This window comes from Streptomyces sp. NPDC050416, assembly GCF_044458845.1.
In the GTDB taxonomy this organism is placed as follows: Bacteria; Actinomycetota; Actinomycetes; order Streptomycetales; family Streptomycetaceae; genus Streptomyces.
The window spans coordinates 517839-540341 of record NZ_JBITII010000003.1 but is presented as its reverse complement, the minus strand read 5'-3'; the positions used below and the strand labels follow the sequence as shown (position 1 = coordinate 540341).

16 protein-coding genes are annotated in these 22503 nt (G+C 71.7%); 1 reads left to right on the top strand and 15 read right to left on the bottom strand.

The features are described from left to right. Positions 1 to 41: 41 nt before the first annotated feature. The 5 genes from ACIBL4_RS11970 to proB form a co-directional block, all read right to left on the bottom strand. Complete coding sequence (locus tag ACIBL4_RS11970) at positions 42 to 1112, bottom strand: hypothetical protein (protein ID WP_399408896.1); 1071 nt, start codon at positions 1110 to 1112, stop codon at positions 42 to 44. An 89-nt stretch (positions 1113 to 1201) separates the two neighbouring features. Further along, a complete protein-coding gene (locus ACIBL4_RS11965) occupies positions 1202 to 1774 on the bottom strand; it encodes a hypothetical protein (RefSeq protein ID WP_399408894.1) in 573 nt (190 codons plus the stop codon). A gap of 157 nt (positions 1775 to 1931) precedes the next feature. Further along, on the bottom strand, positions 1932 to 3218 hold the full coding sequence (locus tag ACIBL4_RS11960; RefSeq protein WP_399408892.1) for a glutamate-5-semialdehyde dehydrogenase: 1287 nt from the start codon (positions 3216 to 3218) through the stop codon (positions 1932 to 1934). An 84-nt stretch (positions 3219 to 3302) separates the two neighbouring features. Further along, the gene (locus ACIBL4_RS11955) at positions 3303 to 3761 is read right to left on the bottom strand and encodes a hypothetical protein (RefSeq protein WP_399409337.1); all 459 of its coding nucleotides are present in this window, start codon (positions 3759 to 3761) and stop codon (positions 3303 to 3305) included. A gap of 133 nt (positions 3762 to 3894) precedes the next feature. Beyond that, the gene (gene proB, locus ACIBL4_RS11950) at positions 3895 to 5001 is read right to left on the bottom strand and encodes a glutamate 5-kinase (protein WP_399409335.1); all 1107 of its coding nucleotides are present in this window, start codon (positions 4999 to 5001) and stop codon (positions 3895 to 3897) included. Positions 5002 to 5328: 327 nt separating this feature from the next. Here proB and ACIBL4_RS11945 point away from each other — a divergent pair, with 327 nt between their 5' ends. Continuing rightward, positions 5329 to 7401: a hypothetical protein gene (locus ACIBL4_RS11945; RefSeq protein WP_399409333.1), complete on the top strand. Its 2073-nt coding sequence runs from the start codon at positions 5329 to 5331 to the stop codon at positions 7399 to 7401. 84 nt (positions 7402 to 7485) lie between these two features. Here the strand turns inward: ACIBL4_RS11945 and ACIBL4_RS11940 are convergent, their stop codons facing one another. The 10 genes from ACIBL4_RS11940 to ACIBL4_RS11895 form a co-directional block, all read right to left on the bottom strand. Continuing rightward, complete coding sequence (locus ACIBL4_RS11940) at positions 7486 to 8694, bottom strand: glycosyltransferase family 2 protein (protein WP_399408890.1); 1209 nt, start codon at positions 8692 to 8694, stop codon at positions 7486 to 7488. A 204-nt stretch (positions 8695 to 8898) separates the two neighbouring features. After that, on the bottom strand, positions 8899 to 10977 hold the full coding sequence (locus tag ACIBL4_RS11935) for a hypothetical protein (protein ID WP_399409331.1): 2079 nt from the start codon (positions 10975 to 10977) through the stop codon (positions 8899 to 8901). 200 nt (positions 10978 to 11177) lie between these two features. Beyond that, entirely contained in the window at positions 11178 to 12674 is a 1497-nt protein-coding gene (locus tag ACIBL4_RS11930) for a D-ribitol-5-phosphate cytidylyltransferase (RefSeq protein ID WP_399408888.1), read from the bottom strand. A 571-nt stretch (positions 12675 to 13245) separates the two neighbouring features. After that, positions 13246 to 14796, bottom strand: coding sequence for an alkaline phosphatase D family protein (locus ACIBL4_RS11925; RefSeq protein ID WP_399408886.1), 1551 nt, complete (start codon positions 14794 to 14796; stop codon positions 13246 to 13248). Between the two features lie 179 nt (positions 14797 to 14975). Continuing rightward, entirely contained in the window at positions 14976 to 15221 is a 246-nt protein-coding gene (locus ACIBL4_RS11920) for a hypothetical protein (RefSeq protein ID WP_399408884.1), read from the bottom strand. 327 nt (positions 15222 to 15548) lie between these two features. Continuing rightward, positions 15549 to 15737: a hypothetical protein gene (locus ACIBL4_RS11915; protein ID WP_399408882.1), complete on the bottom strand. Its 189-nt coding sequence runs from the start codon at positions 15735 to 15737 to the stop codon at positions 15549 to 15551. A gap of 46 nt (positions 15738 to 15783) precedes the next feature. Then, on the bottom strand, positions 15784 to 17220 hold the full coding sequence (gene obgE / locus ACIBL4_RS11910) for a GTPase ObgE (protein WP_356924098.1): 1437 nt from the start codon (positions 17218 to 17220) through the stop codon (positions 15784 to 15786). A gap of 126 nt (positions 17221 to 17346) precedes the next feature. Then, positions 17347 to 17601 carry a 50S ribosomal protein L27 gene (gene rpmA, locus ACIBL4_RS11905; RefSeq protein WP_010041940.1) on the bottom strand — a complete coding sequence of 85 codons (255 nt, stop codon included), beginning with the start codon at positions 17599 to 17601 and terminating at the stop codon, positions 17347 to 17349. Between the two features lie 14 nt (positions 17602 to 17615). Then, positions 17616 to 17936, bottom strand: a complete 321-nt coding sequence (gene rplU / locus ACIBL4_RS11900; RefSeq protein ID WP_004931419.1) for a 50S ribosomal protein L21 — start codon at positions 17934 to 17936, stop codon at positions 17616 to 17618. A gap of 266 nt (positions 17937 to 18202) precedes the next feature. Next, positions 18203 to 22429 carry a ribonuclease E/G gene (locus tag ACIBL4_RS11895; protein ID WP_399408880.1) on the bottom strand — a complete coding sequence of 1409 codons (4227 nt, stop codon included), beginning with the start codon at positions 22427 to 22429 and terminating at the stop codon, positions 18203 to 18205. Between the last annotated feature and the right edge of the window lie 74 nt (positions 22430 to 22503).

The window sequence follows — 22503 nt, the reverse complement described above, 5'->3', positions numbered from 1 at the left end:
CCCTGGACGTAGGCCCTGGAAGCACGGCCCTGGAAGCCGGCTCACACCCTCGGCTGCGCGCTCGTCGCCAGGGTGCCGCACAGGGCCGTGGCGCTGCCCGTGGCGTAGGGGTCCGTGCCCGCGGGGCCGCCTTCCTTGGCCGTCTGGCCGGCCAGGAGGGGGCGCAGGTGGTTCGTGGAGTCCTCGGCGCAGGAGAGCGGGCCGGCCTGGACGTAGGAGATGACCAGCTGGCCCTGGTGCAGGCGCAGGTCGTCGCGGTCGAAGCGGAAGTGCAGCTCGCGCCGGACGGTGAACAGGGACACTTCGGCCTTGCCACCGGCCCCGGCCGGCCGCAGCGCGTACACGAGCGTGTGGTCGGCGGTGACCTCCAGCGTCGACGAGTTCACCTCGGCGGCCTGGAGCGTGCCCTGGACCCGCACCTTGCGGTCGGCCAGCTCGGCGCGGGACGGGTCGAAGCGGACCAGCCAGCCGGTGGGTGCGTGGCGTCCGTCCGCGGTGGGACGGGCGAAGCTCTGGTCGAACTGGTCCAGCTGGTCGGAGTCCAGCAGGACGCGGACGGCGCGGACCTCACCGCCCATGAGCACGTCCGGGTCGAGGGCGGAGCGGACGACGTAGTCCTTGGCGGTGGTCAGGGCGCTGACGACCTGGCTGTCCGAGAAGTGCGCGGTGCGCCGCGAGGCGGGCAGCGGCACGCCCTCCGCGCCGCTCTTGAACTGTGCGGCGGGGCTGCGCTCGTACAGATACGCCGTGTCGGCCGTGCCGGGCACCTTGCCCTCGGGGGCGAGCGGGATGACGGTCATCCGCAGGGGCTCGGCGGACTCCCGGGCGGCGGGGGTCTGGTAGGGGTGGCGTACCCCCATGTAGATCGCGGTGCCGAAGGCTAGGGCGATCAGCAGGACCAGGACCAGTGCCTGCCGGGACAGGCCCCGGCGCAAGGGAGGCCGGCGTCGCACGGCGGGCGCGTGGTCGGCGATGCGCTCCTGCGCGGAGAACTCCTGGAGGCGGGCAGCACGGACGAACGACTCGTCGAAGACGACGGATCGATACTCTTCCTCTCCACCTCCGGGAGCGCCCTCGGGTGTCCCCTCAGGTGGGTCTCCAGGCCCGCCCATATCTTCAGGGTAGGTCTCCGGAAGCTCGGGTAAACGCCCGGCCGCACCACAAGTTCTGACAGGTCCTCACCAGGAAGGGCGGGTTCCGGTCACGGGTTGTGCGGTATCACCGAGACGGCCGGCGGGGAGTAGTCGGCGGAAGCGGAGGGAGCCGCCCCGCTGCCCTGTTCCAGCCCGGTCGACGTGGGCGCCGGCACGGGTTCCTCGCGGTTGGAGGACGCGCCCCGATAGACCGCCGTGAAGGCCAGCGCGACCATGCCGATGCCCATCACGAGGGCGAGCAGCCAGGCGACGGGGCGGTGCCAGCGGACCTGTTTGGAGTACGGCCCCGTGCCGTAGCGGTCCTCGAGGATGTCGGGGTCGTCCAGCTCGTCCAGTTCGGGATCATGGCCGAAATCGCCGTGCCCGTCCGGACCGTACCCCTCGTCGTACCGCTCGCCTCTGGAGTGGGCGCGGCGCGCCTCCGCCTCGGAGGCTTCGGCTCTCGCCTTGGCGGCGGCCAGGAGGCGCTCCACGGCGGTCGGCTCGTGCACCACGGCCGCGCGTACGAAGGCCTCGTCGAAGACCACGGAGGCGAACTCTTCGTCCGACACCCCGCGGTCGTGGTCGTCGTCGGGCTCCCGGCCGTCAGAAAACGGCGTGCCCCCCACGTCCTCCGGCACGCTTCCAGAGTAGACCTGGGGGGTCGTTTTGGGCAGACGGTATGGAGATTCATCCGCCGGCTGAGACGGCGTGCACGGGGTGCCGCACGGCGCACGCGCGGCCCGGCCACCCCGCCGCACACACACGCGCCGCCTTGCGGACCCCGCGGCAGGCGGCTCAGCGCCGTACGTGCCCGTCCCCGGTGACGATGTACTTCGTGCTGGTCAGCTCGGGCAGCCCCATGGGACCGCGGGCGTGCAGCTTCTGCGTGGAGATGCCGATCTCGGCGCCGAAGCCGAACTGGCCGCCGTCGGTGAAGCGGGTCGAGGCGTTGACCGCGACCGTGGTCGAGTCGACCAGCTGGGTGAAGCGGCGGGCGGCCTGCTGGGAGGTCGTGACGATGGCCTCGGTGTGGCCGGAGGTCCACAGCCGGATGTGCTCGACGGCCTTGTCCAGCGAGTCCACGACGGCCGCGGCGATGTCGTACGACAGGTACTCGGTCTCCCAGTCCTCGGCCGTCGCCTCGACGACGGTGGCCTTGGAGTCCTTGGCGTAGGCCTGCACGCGCTCGTCGGCGTGCACGGTGACCCCGGCCTCCGCGAGGGCGTCCAGGGCCCGCGGCAGGAACTCGGCGGCGATGTCCTGGTGGACCAGCAGGGTCTCGGCGGCGTTGCAGACGCCGACGCGCTGGGCCTTGGAGTTGATCAGGATCTCGACGGCCATGTCGAGGTCGGCCTGCGCGTCGACGTAGACGTGGCAGTTGCCGGTGCCGGTCTCGATGACCGGGACGACGGACTCCTGGACGACCGTGTTGATCAGGGAGGCGCCGCCGCGCGGGATGAGCACGTCGACCAGGCCGCGGGCGCGCATCAGCTCGCGCACGCTGTCGCGGCTCTCGCCGGGCACGAGCTGGACGGCGTCGGCGGGCAGCCCCGCCCCGCCCACGGCGTCGCGCAGGACGCGCACGAGGGCGCTGTTCGACTGGTACGCCGAGGAGGAGCCGCGCAGCAGGACGGCGTTGCCGGACTTCAGACAGAGGGCGGCGGCGTCGACGGTGACGTTCGGCCGGCCCTCGTAGATGATCCCGACGACACCGAGCGGCACGCGGACCTGGCGCAGGTCGATGCCGTTGGGCAGCGTGGAGCCGCGTACGACCTCGCCGACCGGGTCGGGCAGCGCGGCGACGTCGCGGACGTCCGAGGCGATGGCGCGGACCCGCTCGGGGGTGAGCGTGAGCCGGTCGATCATGCCCTCGCTGATGCCGGCCTCGCGGGCCTTGGTGACGTCCTTGGCGTTGGCCTCGACGATCTCACTCGTGCGGACCTCCAGCGCGTCGGCGATGGCCAGCAGCGCGTCGTCCTTGTCGGCCCGTGGCAGCGGCGCGAGGCTCGCGGCGGCGGCCTTGGCGCGGTAGGCGGCCTCGGTGACCGGGGACATGGAGTCGTACGGCGAAAGCGTGGTCATAAGGGAAGCGTAGTGTGCCGGGCGGGACCGTTCACGGCGCGTTCCACACCCCGAGACACCTTCCGAGACATCCGCCGGAGCGGGTCAGAACGGATGAACCCCGACCGGGGACGCCGGCGGGGGCCCGTACCCCTCGGCGATGCGCTGGTGGTAGGTGGCGCGGTCGATGACCTCCAGGCCGACGATCTCCCAGGGCGGCAGCCCGGCGGTCTGCCGGTGCTCGCCCCACAGGCGCAGGGCGACTGCGGCCGCGTCGTGCAGGTCGCGGGCCTCCTCCCAGTAGCGGATCTCCGCGTGGTCGACGGCGTACCGGCTGGTCAGGAGGAAGGGGTGGTCGTGGGCCAGCTGTTCCAGGGCGCGGCGGACGTCGGGGAGCGGGGCCTCCTTGCCGGAGACGCTGAGGGTGACGTGCCACAGGCGCGGGGTGTCACCGGGCTCCTCGCCCTCGAAGCGGTCCCCCGCTGCCACGCTCGTCAGGGCCCGCTCCTCACCGGCCGCGCGGGAGCCTGTACCACCACGGGACGCCGCGGCCCCAGGGCGCACTCGTCTCACGACGGCCTCCTTTGCACTGTGCGCTGCTGCGGAATATGTCCCCGGGACAAAGTTGAGCAGGCCGCGGGAGATCGCGGGGCGGTTTTGCGGAACGTCCACCACCGGGGGCGGATGTTTCGACCCATTACGGGTGCAGGAGCACCAGGTCGTCCCTGTGTACGACCTCACGTTCGTACGCGGGTCCTAGTTCACGGGCGAGCTCGCGGGTGGAGCGGCCGATCAGCCGGGGGATCTCCTTGGCGTCGAAGTTGACGAGCCCGCGGGCCACGGCGTGTCCCGTGTCGTCCCGCAGCTCGACCGGGTCGCCGGCGCTGAACTCGCCCTCCACGGCGGCGATGCCGGCCGGGAGCAGCGACTTGCGGCGCTCCACGACGGCCTGGACGGCGCCGTCGTCCAGGGTGAGGGCGCCCTGCGGGGTGGAGGCGTGCTGGAGCCACAGCAGCCGGTCCGCGGAGCGCTTGCCGGTGGGGTGGAAGAAGGTTCCGGTGTCCTGGCCGGTCAGGGCGTCGGCCGCGTGGACGGCGCTGGTGAGCACGACGGGGATGCCGGCGGCGGCGGCGATCCGGGCGGCCTCGACCTTGGTGACCATGCCGCCGGTGCCGACGCCGGCCTTGCCCGCGCTGCCGATCTCGACGCCCGCGAGATCGGACGGGTCGCGCACCTCGGCGATGCGGGAGGTGCCGGGCTTGCCGGGATCGCCGTCGTAGACGCCGTCCACGTCGGACAGCAGGACCAGCAGGTCGGCGCGGACGAGGTGGGCGACGAGGGCGGCGAGGCGGTCGTTGTCGCCGAAGCGGATCTCGTCCGTGGCGACGGTGTCGTTCTCGTTGACGATCGGGAACGCGCCCATCGCGAGCAGCTTGTCCAGGGTGCGGGAGGCGTTGCGGTGGTGCGCCCGGCGGCTCATGTCGTCGGAGGTCAGGAGCACCTGGCCGACGCCGACGCCGTAGCGGGCGAAGGAGGCGGTGTAGCGGGCGACCAGCAGGCCCTGGCCGACGCTGGCGGCGGCCTGCTGCCGGGCGAGGTCCCTGGGGCGGCGGCGCAGGCCCAGCGGGGCGAGCCCGGCGGCGATGGCGCCGGAGGAGACCAGGACGATCTCGCGCTCACCGCGGCCGCGGACCTTGGCGAGCACGTCGACCAGCGCGTCCACGCGGTCCGCGTCCAGGCCGCCCGAGGCGGTGGTCAGCGAGGAGGATCCGACCTTGACGACGATCCTGCGGGCCTCGCCCACGGCCTGCCTTGCCCCTGCCACGTCCCCGTCCGTCCCCTCGCGTCGATGCGGTCGCTCACCAGGAAATCTACGGGACGGGCGCACGGGGCGCGGCGCCGGTCCACGCTACGGACGGTGCCGCTCGGGTCACGGGAGCAGCGTCGCCCTGCTTGAGTCCTGCCCCACCCCACGACAGGAATGCGATCTTCCGCTACGGTCCGACGACACGCGGGACGGCAGCCGCCCCCCACGCCTTGACGACACGCGCGTGTCGTCGGGAGGTCGCCGCACGTTAACCCGGACGGCCGACCTGCGCCGCGCCGAACCGACGCTCCTGGAGTGACCGCAGTGCCCCTACCTCTCCCCCGCCCACCGGCCCTGCTGAAGGGGCTGGTCACCATCGTCCTGGCCGCCGCGTTCGCCGCTCAGGCGGTCGCGGCGCTGCTCCCTCACGTCCCCCTGCTGCTCGCCGCGACCACCGTCTCCCTGGCCACCGAGGGCGTCCTGTACCGGTGGCAGCGGGGGGTGCTGTCGCTGTTCGCCAAGTCGCACGCGGACATCACCGTGCGGCACGTCCTGCGGGACCTGTTGCTGGTCGTGGGTCTGCTGCGGCTCGGCGAGCAGGACCGGGAGACGGTGTACGCCCCGCTCGTGGCCGGGCTGCTCGCCTTCTACGTGCTGCACTGCGCGATCCAGGCGCTCTCCGTGCTGGTGCGCCGGACCCGCACCCTGCCGGTGGTGACCCGGAACATCGACGCCTCGGCCCTGCGGCTGTCCCCGGCCCCGCCCGTGCTGCTGCGCCGCCCCGGCCACCGGCTGCTGGTGTTCGGCCTGCCGGCGACGGCCGGGCTGCTGGCCGCCGCGCCGGGCGACGAGCCGGTGTACGCCGCCGCGGGCATCGCGCTCTCCCTCGCGCTCGCGCTGACCGGCCTCGGCGCGCTGCTCCTCCGGTTGCTGCCGGGACGCCGCCCGGCCGGTGAGCAGGAGGTGCTCGCCTGGTTCGACGCGTGGCTGGCCGAGTACCGGCCGACCGTGGGCCTGTACTTCTCCGGCGGCGCCTCCTCGGCCTACCAGGCGAACATGTGGCTGGAGCCGCTCGCCAAGCTCGACGGGAAGCCCGTCATCGTGCTGCGCGAGCGGTTCATGGTGCAGAAGATCGCGGCGACGGACATCCCGATCGTGTGCCTGCCGAAGGTGTCGACGCTGATGCGCCTCGAGCACTCCACGCTCCAGGTCCTCATCCACCCGTCGAACTCCGGCAAGACCTCCCAGGTACTGCGCATCCCCACGATCCGGCACACCTTCGTCAACCACGGCGAGAGCGACAAGCTGTCCTCCTGCAACCCGTACGCGAAGGCGTACGACGAGGTCTGGGTGGCCGGCCCCGCCGCGCGCGAGCGGTACGCGCTGGCCGAGGTCGGGGTCGAGGACAAGGACGTGGTGGAGACGGGCCGCCCGCAGCTGGACGGCGTGCTCCCCTACGCGGGCCCGCCGACAGGGACGTACACGACCGTGCTGTACGCGCCCACCTGGGAGGGCTGGGACGGCAACCCCGGCAACACGTCGGTGATCGCGGCCGGTGAGAACCTGGTGCGGGCGCTGCTCGCGGACCCGGGCGTGCGGCTGCTGTACAAGCCGCATCCGCTGACGGGCTCGGTGGACCCGCGCGCGGGCGCGGCCGATCTGCGCATCCGGGAGCTGATCCGGTCGGCCAACCGGGAGCGCACGGGGGCGCGTCGCCCCACGGCCGGTGCGGAGCTGGCCCGCCTCACCGAGGAGCTGGACCGGCTCACCACGGCCGACTTCCGGTCCGGGGCCGACACGCTGGAGCGGATGCTCGTGCAGTCGGCGCCGGAGCCGGGCCGGGCGGAGGCGGTGGCACGGGCGACTGCGGCCTGGGAGGAGGCGTACTGGGCCTCGCTGCCGGAGGGCGAGCACCAGATCATCACGGACGCCCGGCCCGCGCTCTACTCCTGCTTCAACGTGGCCGACCTGCTGATCAGTGACGTGTCGAGCGTGATCAGTGACTTCCTGGCGAGCGAGAAGCCGTACGCGGTGGCCAACACCAGCGGGCTGCCCGAGGAGGTCTTCCGTACGGCGTTCCCGACGGTGGCGGCGGCGATCGTGCTGACACCGGACGCGGCCGGGGTGCCGAGCCTGCTGGAGACGGTCCGGCACCCGGAGAAGGACACCCTGGCCGAGGCACGCGCCGCGTTGAAGCTGCGCCTGCTGGGCCCTGCCGATCCGCCGTCGCAGGAGCGCTTCAACGCGGCCGTACGGGCCCTGTGCGCTCAGGCCCGGGACCACCGGGCACGGGTGTCGGAGCGCTTGGCGGCGGAGCGTCCGGCCGCGGAACTGCCCGGCCAGCGCACACAGCCGGCGAGCGGCGGGGCGGGTCTGCCGACGACGGCACCGCGCTAGCGGCACGGCGGCACGAACCAGCAGACGAACCGACCGAACAACCGCGGGGCCGTGGGCGATCACCCATCGGCCCCGCGCCCGCGTTCACGCCGCCGGCCGCACCTCACGCGACGTCAGCACCCGCCGGGCCTTGCGCACCGCCCGGCGTACGAACGTGTCGACGCCGCCCTCGCGGTAGCCCGGGAAGGCACGGGCCTCGCGCGGCTCGGCGAGGTACACCGAGTCGGGGATGCCGGCGGCGCGGTCGCGGAAGTGCGGGTAGACCAGGTAGACGCGGCGGCCCTTCTTCTCCAGCAGCGCCGCCGCCTGCTTCTTGGCCTTGACGAACTTCACGACGTCCAGCAGCAGTTCGGGACGCTGCTCGGCGACCAGATGCAGCCGCAGCCGCTCGTGCACCTTGAGGCGCTGGGCGACGCCCTCGGTCCAGTACGCGTCCATCAGCGGCTTGGCCAGCTCGAACTTGTGCCGGCGTATCTCCTCGCTGTCCGTCAGGTACTTGGGCCCGAACTGCGGCAACAGCGTGACGAGGAACGGCCGGACCATCAGCTGGTCGCGCCGGCCGCCCGCGGGGACGAGCTCGGCGATCAGGTTCATCAGGGCCCGCGCGGAGTCGAAGCGCAGCGTGTAACTGCCGCTCTTGGTCACGTGCTTGCCGTCGTCCCGGCCGACCAGGTAGTAGCAGGTGTGGTCGGCGACCACGGAGACGCCGTCCGCCCGCAGGTACGCCTCCATCGTGAACAGGGCGTCCTCACCGGTGAACAGCGACTCGTCGAACCGCATGCCGTGCCGGTCGAGCAGGGCGCGGCGGAACAGCTTCTGCGCGCTGAGCGTGAACTTGATGTTGGACGAGTAGACGTCCGTGCGCTCCACCGTCTTGCCCCACATGGACTTCGGCGCCGAGCGGTTGACGCCCTCGACCTTGCCGAGGACGACGTCCGTTCCGGCGCGGTCGGCCATGTCGACCATCCGCTCCAGGGCCTCGGGCCCCAGCCGGTCGTCGGCGTCGAGGAAGAAGACGTAACGCCCGGTCGCCTTGCCCAGACCGACGTTGCGCGGGCCGCTGGGGCCGCCGGAGTTCTGCTGCCGGATCACCAGGACATGCATGGGAGCGCGCTCGGCGAACTCCTCCAGGTACTCCCCTGTACCGTCCGTCGATCCGTCGTCCACCGCGATGACCTCGACGCGCTCCGGATCGATGGTCTGCGCCTCGACGGACGAGAGGCACTCGATCAGATACGGCATCGCTTCGTACGCACCGATGATCACACTCACATCAGGCTGCGCCACGGTCACGTTTCCCCCTAGTCAATGGGATATTCCCCCCGTATCGCCTCATTCGCTACTTGGTAGACGGGTGATCGGGGCAAGCGGTTGCCTCGACCACACGTTTTGGTGAGTCACCTCACATGGTGAACCGTCAGGAAGCGGGGAAACGAAAGAGTTCGGCCCCCGAGGAGCACTCCTCGGGGGCCGAACTCTGCAGCGGGCGGCGGCGGTTCAGCCCGTGCCGACACCGTCCGTGTCACCGGCGGAGGACACCCGCTGCCCGGGCACCGCGTTCGCCAGTTCCGACTCGGCCGTGGCGGCCGCGACCCGTGACTCCTGGCCGACGTTGCGCGTCTCGGCCTTGAGCGCGAGGTTCGCGACGGCGGTGTTGAACTGGTCGATGGAGGCCGGCTCGTCCGGGCCCAGCAAGTACTGCTTGAGCTCCTTGCGGTCCTCGGCCAGCGGATCGGCGGCCGGGTCGCGGACGGCGCTCAGCAACTCGCCCAGCTCGTCCGCGCTGTTGGAAAGGATCACCGCGGCACGCACGGCCGTGTTGTTCCGCTTGAACTCCTCGGCGCCCACTTCCGCGGAGTCCGTGACCGCGTACGGCTTGCCGCTCGCGATGAAGTCGGACACCACGCTGGAGATGTCGGAGACCATCGCGTCGGAGACGTTGAAGCAGTCGTACAGCCGCGGCTCGGCGCCGGTGATGACCCGGTGCTCCCAGGTCGGGAAGGAACGCCAGTAGGCGTCGTTCCACTCGGCACGCAGCCGGGCGACCTCCTCGTGCCGGGCGACGTCGACCTGCCCGTCACGGGTGGCCTCGGCCTCGTCGCGGCCCTTGTCGCCCGTGCCGACCAGCTGGGCGATCCGGGTCTCGATCCGGGCCAGCTCGGCCTTGGCCTGCGCCTGGGCGGCGCTGTCGGTGACGAAGCGCGAGTCGGCGGCACGCTCGGCGGCGGCCTTCTGGACCAGGGCGGTGATGCGCTGGTGGGCGGCCTTGGCCTCCTTGCTGCGCGTACCGGTGAAGGGGTGCGGCTTGTACAGGACGCGCACCGGCGGGTCGGCCGTGACCAGCTTCCTCACGATGTTCTCGCCGGCCAGCAGGATCGAGGTGTTGCCGGGGTTGTCGTCCCAGCCCTCCCAGGTGGGGGCGTACAGGACGGTCGGGATACGGCCCTCGGGGACGCCCTGCCAGGTCTGGATCGGGGCGAGCTGCGGGCGGCCGACCTCGACGATGTCCTCGTCGCGGACACCGACGTCGGCGATGGCGTAGCGGTCGCGGCCCGCGCGGCCGGCCGTCCACACCTCGTCGTAGACCTTGCTGAACGGGTTGACGCTGGCGAGCTTGTCACTGTCGCCGTGGCCGATGAAGACGTGCTTGATGGTGGGCACGCGCAGCATGTGGATGTTCTTGCCGACGTTCGCCGCGTAGAGCGCGACCCGCACCGTGGACAGGTCCATGTTCATCAGGTGCACCCCTCCGGGCACGCAGATGACGGGGACCGTGGTCGGCGCGAGGTTGTTCAGGATGGCCCGCTCACGCAGGATGATCAGCGGCTTGGAGTCCAGCTTCTCCATGGTGTCCAGCCACATGTTGACCTGGTACGCGGAGTCCTTGGAACCGGAGAAGTACAGGACCGTCTCCGGCTTGTACTCGCCCAGCCAGTCGTCGACGGCGGCCAGCACCCTCTCGGCGTTCGGCGGGATCTTCTTGCCGCGTACGTACGGCATGAGCGCCAGGACGTACAGGGTGGCGAGGGCCACCGTGACGCCGATGCCGATGAATCCGATCAGGGCCGACTTCACCTGCGCGGCGAGCAGGATGCCGACGACCGCGAAGAGGTCGAGGTGCAGCATCTTCTCGGCGGAGCGGTGCAGCAGCTTGCGCGGCGGGGCGTCCGGGATGCGGATGCGCGACTTCAGGTCGACGTTGCGGGTGGCGACCGGCATGCGGCGGCGGTTGCGGATCAGCTGTACCAGCGCGCCGTGCGGGGCCTGCAGACCGTAGAAGGCGATGAAGCAGGCGATCGCCCCGTAGTAGATCAGGTTGTCCGCGTAGGACAGCCGGGCCAGCAGCAGGATGAGCAGCAGCTCCCGGATCAGGAAGCGGATCGACAGGCCGGCCCGGACCTTGCCGAGGCGGTTGATCAGGTAGCTGCCCTTGCGGTGCAGATAGTGGTCCGCCAGGTACGTCACGGCGGCCGCTGCCGCGAAGGCGGGGACGCTCGGGACGAGCGCGGCCAGCATGAGGGCGGGGAAGCCCGCCACCATGAGGACCGCCGCGGCCAGCTCGGCCGCGCTGCCCACCCGGGCGACGCGAATAGCGGTGGATATCACGGAGAAACCTGCTCTTGGGAGGGGTGTGCCGGTCTTGGTTCTAGAATGCGGCTGGTCTGTGAATATTCGCGAGACTGTATGGATTCAGGCCCCTGCGAACACCCCTGTCGACAAACGTGAACAGGAGAGCGCAGAGGCCTGAATTACCGAAGTCTATTTGGCGCCAATTATTACACGCCGTCCTGCCGGTCCAGCACCGAGGCGAGCGCCTGCTCGAAGCCGGAGGCACGGGCCGCACCGGCGGTCGGGTCCTGCTGGCGGACATCGATGACGTGACCGGTCAGCTCGGACAGCAGCACGTCGAGCGAGGTGCGGGCCACGGCCTCGGAGGACAGCAGCGAGCCGGCCGGCTCCTGGCCGAACGCCTTCGTGCGCATCGGGGTGGCCGTGCGCTCGGGGTTGATGCAGTTGACGCGGACGCCGTCGCCGGCCCACTCGTCGGACAGGGCCTGGGTGAGGTTCACCATGGCGGCCTTGGTCGAGGAGTAGAGGCTGTACTCGGCGCGACCCCGGGTGTAGCTGCTGGAGGTGTACAGCAGCAGCTGGCCCTTGGTCTCGGACAGGTACTTGTACGACGAACGGGCGATCTGCACCGGGGCCAGGTAGTTGACCTTCAGCGCCTCTTCGATGGTGGCGTTGTCGGTCTCGGCGAGCTTGCCGATGCGCAGCACCCCGGCGGTGTTGACCACGTAGTCGATGCGGCCGGTCTCCGCGTAGGCCTTGGACAGGGCGTCGTCGACCTCCTCCGGGTTCTCCACGTGGGTGCCGGTGGTGGAGCGGCCCAGCGCGTAGACCGAAGCGCCGTAGGACTCGGCGAGTTCGGCGATGTCCTTGCCGATGCCGTAGGAGCCGCCGAAGACGACTACCGTCTTGCCGGTCAGCAGCTCGCGGTAGGCCTCCTCGGAGACCTGCTCGGGCGCGGCCGTGGAGGCCAGCTGAAAGAGCTTGTCGGCGATGAAGACGTCGACGGGCTGCGTGACCTTCATGTTGTACTCGTCACCCGCGACGACGTGGATCGGCACGTCCGGCAGGTACTTGAGCACGACGGAGCAGTCGTCGGTGGCCTGGAAGTTGGGGTCACCGGCGGCGACCTCGTAGGCCCGGCGGATCGTGGACAGCTTGAAGGCCTGCGGGGTCTGGCCGCGGCGCAGCCGGGAGCGGTCCGGGATCTCGGTGATGAACTCGCCGTCCTCGCCGTGCGTGCGCGTGACGATGATGGTGTCGGCGGAGGGGATGGCCACGTCGACGGCCTGGTAGCGCTCCAGCGCGGTGACGCAGTCGTCGATGACGCGCTGCGACAGCAGGGGGCGCACGGCGTCGTGGAAGAGGACGTTGGCGTCCTCGCCCTCGGCCAGGCCCTCGCCCAGGGCCGCGATGGCGCGCTCGGTGGTCTCGTTCCGCGTGGCGCCGCCCTCGATGATCTTCGAGACCTTCTTGAATCCGGCCTTCGCGACAATCTTCTCGATGTCGGGTACATAGCCCGGCGCCATCAGCACGATGATGTCGTCGATCGAGTCGGCGTTCTCGAAAGTGGTCAGCGTGTGCTCGATGACTGCCTTGCCGGCGATCTTCAGCAGCTGCTTGGGGATCGACAGACCCACGCGCTGACCGGTGCCACCGGCCAGGATCACTGCGGTGGTACGGGGCTTGGCTATGTGCTGGGACACAGGTGACCTACCTTGGGGCGACAGGGAACTTGGAAATGGTCCCACTTGTGGTTACCGCAGTGCAAGGTGAGCGACCTCCGCCGCATATGTGCGCGCAACCTGTCATTCACCTCCCACTCCCGGTGATTGGTGAGACGGCTGCGCGGGCCCCGGGGAAATGCGCTGTGAGTAACTCCACAGATGCTCAGCGACGTCGGAGCCGCTCGGGACGGCGGTGACCGAGGACCTCCACGAGTTCCTTGGACGATGTCCGGTGCACGGTACGCGCTTTGAAGGTGCCCTGCGTACCGGCCCCGCCGCTCGCCGCGCAGGGCGGCGCGTCCGTGGTGCGCGGATCTTCACGTCCCGGGGCGAGGGGCTGCACGCGTTCTTCATGGGCCCGGGCGCGAATACGGCCCTCGGCCGTTCATTGCCGCGGAATTCCTGATTAAGATTCCGCAGCTTTTCGGTCTCGGCGAGAGCAATAGGCCGGGAGCCCGGGTCGGACTTCTCACACGGCGCACGCGCGGCGCACGAGGAAGAGCCCGGCACTCCGAGGAGTACCGGGCTCACGCGTGCGTCAGGGGCCGGGTCACACCACCTCGACGCCCGGCCGGCCCGCCTCGACCCGCAGCCTGGCCATCGTGCTCGGCGTCGCCGACGGCTGCCGTACGGTGTCGACCACCCTCACCTGGGCGTCGATGCCGGCGCGGCCGATGTCGAAGAGGTGGTAGCCGCGGTGGGCGTCCAGCAGTTTCCAGTGCGGGTTGTCCGGGCGCCGCGGGTCCCACTCCTTGCGGAAGGCCGCCTGGTCCTGGTCGCCGTTGCTGGAGATGGAGGTGCCGACGAACTCGGCGCCGACGACCGCGGAGTCCGCGTCGGCGTAGTCCTCCTTGAGGTCGCTGATCATCGTCAGGTGCCGGTCGCCGGAGAGCACGACGGGGTTGCGGACCTTCTTGAACTCCTGGAGAAACCGGTTGCGTTCGGCCTGGTAGCCGTCCCAGGCGTCGTAGAACCAGAGCTTGCCCTCGCCGACCTGGAGGTCCGTCTCGGCCATCATGATCTGCGAGGCGATCAGGTTCCAGCGGGCCGGGGAGTTCTGCAGCCCGTTCAGCAGCCACTGCTTCTGCCCTGCGCCCAGCATGGTCAGCGACGGGTCCTGGGCGCCGGCCTGGCTGGTGGCCTGGTCGCTGCGGTACTGCCGGGTGTCCAGGACGTTGAGCCGGGCCAGGCGGCCGAACTCCAGACGGCGGTGCATCTTGATGTGCGGGCCGTTCGGGACGGCGGTGGCACGGACCGGCATGTGCTCGTAGAACGCCTGGTAGGCCGCGGTCAGCCGGGCCACGAACGCGTCGTGCGGCTGCTTGTCCGGGTCCTGGGGGATCTCGCCGGCGAAGTCGTTGTCGACCTCGTGGTCGTCGAAGCTCACCACGAACGGGGCGTTCGCGTGCATCGCCGCGAGGTCGGCGTCGGTGCGGTACTGGGCGTACCGGTTGCGGTACTGGGCGAGGCTGAACGGCTCCCCGGACCCCTCGTGGCGTCGTACGCCCGTCGCCGACGGCGTGGACTCGTAGATGTAGTCGCCGACGAACACGACCACGTCCGGGTCCTGCTCCAACATGTCGGCGTATGGCGTGAAATAGCCGTGCTGCCAGTTCTGGCAGGAGGCCAGCGCCATGCGCAGGGAGCCACCGGAGCTGTAGGGGTGGGGCGCGGTACGGGTGCGGCCGATGGGCGAGAGCTGCCCGCTGGTGCGGAAGCGGTACCAGTACGCACGGCTCGGACGCAGCCCGCGTACGTCCACGTGAACGCTGTGCCCGTACTCGGGCCGGGCCTGGGCGGTGCCCCGGCGGACGACGTTTCTGAACCGGTGGTCCTCGGCGAGCTGCCACTCCACGGGCACCACCCGGTCGGGCATACCGCCGCCGTTCAGCGGGTCCGGGGCGAGCCGGGTCCACAGCACGATGCCGTCCGGCAGCGGGTCTCCGGAGGCGACGCCGAGGCTGAACGCGCCGTCGGGCAGCGGCGTCTCGGCTCCCTGGGCGGTGGCCGGGAGCCACAGCTGGGCGGAGGCCGCGGCGCCGAGGACCGCGGCACCGGCGGTCAGAAAACGGCGTCGGTCGGGGGATACTGCTCCGGTCATCGACTGACTCCCTTACCTCGCTGGCCACTTGGACTCTGGGAAGCTTCACGCTCGCGGGCGGTCCGCCCGCTGAACGCCGGAGTTCACGTACATGACAACTAAGCAGACAAAAGGAGACCCACCGCCAGCGTTGGAACAAGCCGTTGCCGGGGCGGGTCTGACAGATGATCAGCCAGGGATCACCGGGCGAAGCCGGCGCCGAGCGCGGAGCCGTCCGCGACGGTGCCGAAGCTGACGGGGTCCGGTGGCGGTGGGGCATTGACCGGGTTGGGGAACGCCCAGACTCCCCCGTCCCGGTTCTCGCCGGTGGCGCTGACGAACAGCTCGGGCCGGCCGTCGCCGTTGACGTCGAGCAGCCTGGTCCTGACGCCGAAGAAGTCGTCCCGCTCCGCCTCGCCCGGGACGTTCGTGGTGTTCCGGTTCATGGCCACGGCACCGTCCGGTCAGCCCGGACTTCCCGCCGCGCAGAACGGTGAACTGCCCGGCCGCGTACCCGTCCCCGACGCTCTCGCCCCCGCTGCCGGTGGAGACATCGGCGTAGCCGTCGCCGTAGACGTCGGCGACGGAGATGGTGTCGGGGCCGTCGGCCGACCCGTACACGACACCGATCTAACCGCCCTTCAGCAGCGGGTCGTCCAGCGGGACTTCACCCGAGCCGCCGAGCCGTGTTCACGTGGCCGATCCCGAAGCTCTCGCCGCTCCGCGCTGCGGGCGAGGTCGACGCCCTTCGCCGAGCCGTGCACGACGGCCACTTACCCGGCGCGGGTCTTGCCGCCCGCCTTGCCGCGCGGGTCGGCGACGGTCAGGTCCTGACAGCCGACGCCGTTGAAGTCGTCGCTGAGCTTCGCCGCGGCGGGGGTGGCGGGGGCGCCGGCGGCGTGCGCGGTCATCGGGGCGGTGACGGCCGCGACCTCGGTGCACGGCGATGGCCGCCGCGACACCGGCTCCCTTGCCGTGGTCCGTCAACCGCCGGAACCCTGAAAGGGATCAGAACGGCTCGAAGTCGTCGAACTCCCGCTCCGCCTCGTCCCGCTCGGCCTGCCGGTCCCTGCGGCGCTGCGCGGCCGGTCGCGCCTCCTCCAACCGGTGGTCCTCACCGCGTCGGCCGAGCATTTCGGCCCCGGCCATCACGGACGGCTCCCAGTCGAAGACCACGGCGTTCTCCTCGGGACCGATGGCGACACCGTCGCCGCCCCGGGCCCCGGCCTTCATGAGTTCCTCTTCGACCCCGAGCCGGTTGAGCCGGTCCGCCAGGTAGCCGACCGCCTCGTCGTTGTTGAAGTCGGTCTGCCGCACCCAGCGCTCGGGCTTCTCGCCACGCACCCGGAACAGCCCGTCGTCCTCGCGCGTCACGGTGAAGCCCGTGTCGTCCACGGCCTTGGGCCGGATCACGATCCGCGTGGCCTCTTCCTTCGGCTTCGCGGCCCGCGCCTTCGCCACGAGCTCCGCGAGCGCGTACGACAGCTCCTTCAGCCCCATGTGCGCCACGGCCGACACCTCGAACACGCGGTATCCGCGCGCCTCCAGGTCGGGCCGCACCATCTCGGCCAGGCCCTTGCCGTCCGGTACGTCGATCTTGTTCAGGACGACGAGCCGCGGACGGTTGTCCAGCCCGCCGTACTCCCGCAGCTCCGCCTCGATGGCGTCGAGGTCGGAAACCGGGTCGCGGTCCGACTCCAGCGTGGCGGTGTCCAGGACGTGCACGAGCACACTGCACCGCTCCACGTGCCGCAGGAACTCCAGGCCCAGGCCCTTGCCCTGGCTGGCCCCCGGGATCAGACCGGGCACGTCGGCGATCGTGTACACCGTCGAGCCGGCCGTGACGACACCGAGGTTCGGCACGAGCGTGGTGAACGGGTAGTCGGCGATCTTCGGCTTGGCGGCGCTCAGCACCGAGATCAGCGACGACTTGCCCGCACTCGGGTATCCGACGAGCGCCACGTCGGCGACGGTCTTCAGCTCCAGGACGACTTCGCGCACGTCTCCCGGCTCGCCGAGCAGCGCGAACCCGGGCGCCTTGCGCCGCGCGGACGCCAGCGCCGCGTTGCCGAGCCCGCCCCGGCCGCCCTGCGCGGCGACGAACGACGTGCCGTGCCCGACCAGGTCGGCGAGGACGTTGCCCGCCTTGTCGAGGACCACCGTACCGTCCGGCACCGGCAGGACCAGGTCCTGTCCGTCCTTGCCGAAGCGGTTGCCGCCCTCGCCGGGCTTGCCGTTGGTGGCCTTGCGGTGCGGGGAGTGGTGGTAGTCGAGGAGCGTGGTGACGGACTGGTCGACGGTGAGGATCACGTCCCCGCCGCGACCGCCGTTGCCGCCGTCGGGTCCGCCGAGCGGCTTGAACTTCTCACGGTGGACGGAGGCACAGCCGTGACCTCCGTTACCCGCGGCGACATGTAGCTCGACGCGGTCCACGAAGGTGGTCATGGTGGGTGCCTCCAGTGATGTACGGCCGTTGTGTACGGGTTGTACGGGGTTGTTCTCTGCGTAACACGCGAAAGGCGGACCCGCTTCCCGTGAGGGAAGTGAGGTCCGCCTCGCGAAAGCTTCCGGTCAGGCGACCGGAACGATGTTCACGACCTTGCGGCCACGGTGGGTGCCGAACTGCACCGAACCGGCCTGGAGGGCGAACAGCGTGTCGTCGCCGCCACGGCCGACACCGGCGCCCGGGTGGAAGTGGGTGCCGCGCTGACGGACCAGGATCTCACCCGCGTTGACGACCTGACCGCCGAAGCGCTTCACGCCGAGGCGCTGAGCGTTGGAGTCACGACCGTTACGGGTGGACGATGCGCCCTTCTTGTGTGCCATCTCTCCTCAGTCCCTTACTTCGCAGCCGCGGGGATCTCAGTGACCTTGATCGCCGTGTACTGCTGGCGGTGGCCCTGACGACGGCGGTAACCGGTCTTGTTCTTGTAGCGCAGAATGTCGATCTTCTGGCCCTTGTGGTGGTCCACGACCTCGGCCTGGACCTTGATGCCGGCCAGGACCCACGGGTCGCTGGTCACGGCGTCGCCGTCGACAACGAGCAGGGTCGAGAGCTCGACCGTGTCGCCAACCTTGGCAGTGGAAATCTTGTCAACCTCAACGATGTCGCCGACAGCAACCTTGTGCTGGCGACCACCGCTGCGCACGATGGCGTACACGCGGACTCACTCTCTCGCTCGGGGAAACGGCACCCCCGCAGGCCAGCCGCCCGACAAAAGAGCGGCCTCTCCTGGGCGCCCGGCGCCCGGAGGATGAGGTTTACGGGGATGTGGCGCGTCATTCGACACGCCGACGGTCAAGGTTACGGGGCCGCGGCCAAGAGGGTCAAACCGAGCCGGGCCCGCCGCCTGTGCGACCGGTCACGCCGGTCGCGTCCGCCGGGGCGTACGCAGGTTCGCGCACGCCCCGGCGGACGTCGAGGCGGTCAGTCCTCGTCGGTGGAGGCCGAGACGGAGGAGCGGGACTGCTCCGCCGCGACGGTCTTCTTCGACGTGGTCTTCTTGGCGGCGGTCTTGGTCGTCTTCGCCGCCGCCTTCTTCGCCGTCGTCTTCTTGGCCGCGGTCTTCTTCGCCGCGGTCTTCTTGGTGGCGGCCTTCTTCGCCGTGGCCTTCTTGGCCGTCTTGCGGGCCGTCTTCTTGGCCGGGGCCGACTCCTCGGCGGCTGCCTCGGCGACCTCCTGCGGGGCGGCACCGTCAGCCGCGGCGGGCTGCGGGGCCTCCTCGGGAGCGGCCGACGGGACGACCACGACGGCCGCCTCCTCGGGCGCGGTGGACACGGTGGGCTTGCGCACGGCACGGCGCCGCGGACGGGCCGGAGCGGCGCTCTCGGCGAGCGCCGGTGCGGCCGCCTCGGCAGCCGCCGCGGGCTGTTCAGCCTGCTCGGCCTGCTCGGGCGCCGGTGCGGCCTCGGTCGCGGCAGGCGCGGTCTCGGACACCGTCACCACGGTCGCCTCCGCCCCCGCCGGAGAACCGGCCGGCGCGGACACCTTGCGCGTCGCCCGCCGACGGCCACGGCCCTTGGGCGCGGCCTCCTCGGCGGCCGGAGCCTCGACGACCGGGTCCTCGACGGCGCTCGGCTCGGCGTGCGCCTCGGCGGCCGGCTCCGGCTGCACCGGGCGGGCGACCTCCTCGGCGGCGGTCACGTCCTGAGCCGTCGGCACCTCGGCCGGCTCGGCCTTCCTATCCTGCTCGGCCGTCGGCTCCGCCGTCTCACCGCGCGGCGCACCCGCCGGAGCGGACGCCCGCCGACTCGCCCGGCGCCGCGACCGACCGCGCGTGGCCGCGGCCTCTGCCTCCGCGGCGCTGCTGTACAGCTCCTCGTCGGGCTCGAAGACCGGCTCGGGCAGCGCGATCGGCTCGGCGATCTCGGCACCGACCTCGGCCTCGGTCTCCGCCTCCTGCTCGGCGGTCTCGACGGCCGCCTCGTGCAGGTGCGGCTGGTCGGCGGCACCGGCACGGGCACGCTTCTTGCGCTTGCCGCCGCCTCCGCCGGCGCTGGTCGGCTGCTCCATGTGCACGATGACACCGCGTCCGTTGCAGTGGACGCAGGTCTCGGAGAAGGACTCCAGGAGCCCCTGCCCGACCCGCTTGCGGGTCATCTGCACGAGCCCCAGCGAGGTCACCTCGGCCACCTGGTGCTTCGTACGGTCCCGGCCCAGGCACTCCAGCAGGCGCCGCAGCACCAGGTCCCGGTTGGACTCCAGCACCATGTCGATGAAGTCGATGACGATGATGCCGCCGAGGTCGCGCAGCCGCAGCTGGCGGACGATCTCCTCGGCCGCCTCCAGGTTGTTCCTGGTGACGGTCTCCTCGAGGTTGCCGCCCTGACCGGTGAACTTGCCGGTGTTGACGTCGACGACGACCATCGCCTCGGTCCGGTCGATCACCAGCGAACCGCCGCTGGGCAGCCATACCTTGCGGTCCAGCGCCTTGGCGAGCTGCTCGTCGATCCGGTACGTGGCGAAGACGTCGACCTCGGAGGTCCACCTCTGGAGCCGATCGGCGAGGTCCGGCGCGACGTGCGAGACGTAGCCGTGGATGGTCTGCCACGCCTCGTCGCCGCTGACGACGACCTTGGAGAAGTCCTCGTTGAAGATGTCGCGCACGACCCGGACGGTCATGTCCGGCTCGCCGTACAGCAGCGTCGGCGCGTTGCCGCCGTTCTTGGCCTTCTTCTGGATGTCCTCCCACTGCCCCTGGAGCCGCTCGACGTCCCGGCGCAGCTCGTCCTCGCTCGCGCCCTCGGCGGCGGTGCGCACGATGACGCCCGCGTCCTCGGGGACGATCTTCTTGAGGATCGTCTTCAGCCGCGCCCGCTCGGTGTCGGGCAGCTTGCGGCTGATGCCGGTCATGGAGCCCTCGGGCACGTACACGAGGTAGCGCCCGGGGAGGGAGACCTGGCTGGTCAGGCGGGCACCCTTGTGCCCGATGGGGTCCTTCGTCACCTGGACGAGCACGGACTGCCCGGACTTCAGGGCGGACTCGATGCGCCGCGGCCCGTTGGCCATGCCGAGCGCCTCGAAGTTGACCTCACCGGCGTACAGCACCGCGTTGCGGCCCTTGCCGATGTCGATGAAGGCGGCCTCCATCGACGGCAGCACGTTCTGCACCTTGCCGAGGTAGACGTTGCCGACGTACGAGACCGCCTGTTCCTTGTTGACGTAGTGCTCGACGAGCACGCCGTCCTCCAGGACGCCGATCTGCGTACGGTCGCCGTGCTGGCGGACGACCATCACGCGCTCGACGGCCTCGCGCCGGGCCAGGAACTCGGCCTCGGTGATGATCGGGACGCGCCGGCGGCCCTGCTCGCGGCCCTCCCGGCGGCGCTGCTTCTTGGCCTCCAGACGGGTCGAGCCCTTGATGGACTGCACCTCGTCGGACGGCTCGGCCTTGGGGCGGGGCTCGCGGACCTTGACGACCGTGCGCTCCGGGTCGTCCTCGGACGGCTCGGCCTCGGGCGCGCTGTCACCGGCACGGCGACGGCGGCGCCGGCGACGGCGGCTGCTGCTGGAGCCCCCGCCGGACGACTCGTCGCGGTCGGCACCCTCGTCGGACTCGTCCTGGTCCTCCTCGGTCTGCTCCGCGGTGTCCTCGGCGTCCTGCGCGGCCTGTGCGGCGGCGACCTGCTCGGGCTCGGCGTCCGTGCCCTCGCCGGCCTCGGCGTCGGTCTCGGCCGACTCACCACGCCGACGGCGGCGGCCGCCCCGGCGGCGGCGACGGCGCGAGCCGCCGCCCTCGGAGTCGTCCTGATCGTCACCCTCGGCGGACTCCTCGGGCTCCTCCGCCTCGTCGACGCCGCTCTCGACGGCGGCGCTCTCGGCGGGAGCCTCGGCGGCCTGGGCCTCGGGCTCGTCCGCGGCACCCCGGCGACGACGGCGGCGGCGCGACCCGCTGGCCTGCTCCTCCCGCACCTCCGCCGGCGCGGACTCCTCCGCCTCCTCGGGCTCCTCGGCACCGGCCGCTTCGGCTGCGGCCGCGGCGGCGGCCCGCTCCGGCGTCTGGAACTGGGGCTCGGTGAACACGGGCGCCTGGAACAGGGCGACGGCGGGCCGCGCGGGCCGCGCCGACGTCTCGTCCTCACCGGAGGCCTCGGCACCGGCGGCGCCCCGCGGGGACTTCGAGCCCCGGGAGGACTGCGCGGGCTCGGCGAAACCACTGGCGGCCCGGCGGACGACCCGGCGACGGCGCCGCGGAGTGGCGTCCTCGGCGGGCTCGGACGCCTGGGCGGCTTCGGCGGGGGCCTCGGCGGCAGCGGCCTCGTCGGTTCCGTCGGACTCGGCGGCAGGGGATTCGGTCACGGGTGCCTTCGCCTCCTCGGCGGGCGTGCCGGCGGGGGCCTCGGCGGGCCCACCGGACACGGCAGCGGCGGCCTCGGCGGGCGCGTCGGTCGTGGTGACGGAGCCGGACCGGCCCGCGTCGGCGGTTCCTTCCGCCGCCTGTGCGGCGGCGGGTGCTGCGGTGGGCGCCGTCACCCGGCGCGTGGCACGCCGGCGACTCCTGCGCGGCGCAGCCTCCTCGGCGGCCTCGGCGCCACCGGCGGCCTCAGGGGCGCTCGGCTCTGCCTGTGCGGCGGCGGCAGCGGGCGCCACCGTCTCCACCGGCTCCGCCGGAGCCGCGGCGGGCGAGGTCACCGTGCGCGTCGCACGACGCCGGGTGCGCCGGGGAGCGGCATCGGACACCTCTGCGGGCGCGGCCACCTCGGCGGGCGCGGCGGTCTCGGGCTGCTCCGGCGCCTCGGAGGCGGCGGGAGCACCGGCGGTCACCGGCACCACGGTCTCGGCGGCCTCAGCGCCCGCCGGAGCCCCTGCGGGCGCGGCGGCACGGCGAACCGCGCGGCGCCTCTTCGGAGCGGCGGGCGCGGCCTCCTCGGCGCTCTCGGCAGCCTGGGGAGTCTCCTGCGCCGCCGCGGCGGTCTCCTCGGCGGCGGTCTCCTCGACCTCGCCGGCCTCTACGGCGTCGGCCGCGAGGTCGTCGGGCTCCGCGGCCGGTATGGCCGGCGTGACGGTCTCCACGGGAGCGTCGGAGGAGGCGCCGACGGGCGGACCCGCCGGCCGGGAGGCGGCACGGCGCCGCCGCCGGGGCGGCAGGGTGTCGCTGGGGGTGTTCTGTTCGGAGTCCGTGGCGGACTCTGTGGGTTCGGTCGGTCCGAGCATGCGGGCTTTTCTCCCGTCAGGCTCCCGGGCGCCGCACCTGGTCCGGCTGTGCCGGTGACGTCCGCGGCTCGCGC

What these genes read in the sequence shown, in the direction of transcription:
- ACIBL4_RS11895 (WP_399408880.1), bottom strand. Translation starts at nt 22,429, where the DNA reads ATGCTCGGACCGACCGAACCCACAGAGTCCGCCACGGACTCCGAACAG.
- rpmA (WP_010041940.1), bottom strand. Translation starts at nt 17,601, where the DNA reads ATGGCACACAAGAAGGGCGCATCGTCCACCCGTAACGGTCGTGACTCC.
- ACIBL4_RS11920 (WP_399408884.1), bottom strand. Translation starts at nt 15,221, where the DNA reads ATGAACCGGAACACCACGAACGTCCCGGGCGAGGCGGAGCGGGACGAC.
- ACIBL4_RS11970 (WP_399408896.1), bottom strand. Translation starts at nt 1,112, where the DNA reads ATGGGCGGGCCTGGAGACCCACCTGAGGGGACACCCGAGGGCGCTCCC.
- ACIBL4_RS11925 (WP_399408886.1), bottom strand. Translation starts at nt 14,796, where the DNA reads ATGACCGGAGCAGTATCCCCCGACCGACGCCGTTTTCTGACCGCCGGT.
- ACIBL4_RS11960 (WP_399408892.1), bottom strand. Translation starts at nt 3,218, where the DNA reads ATGACCACGCTTTCGCCGTACGACTCCATGTCCCCGGTCACCGAGGCC.
- obgE (WP_356924098.1), bottom strand. Translation starts at nt 17,220, where the DNA reads ATGACCACCTTCGTGGACCGCGTCGAGCTACATGTCGCCGCGGGTAAC.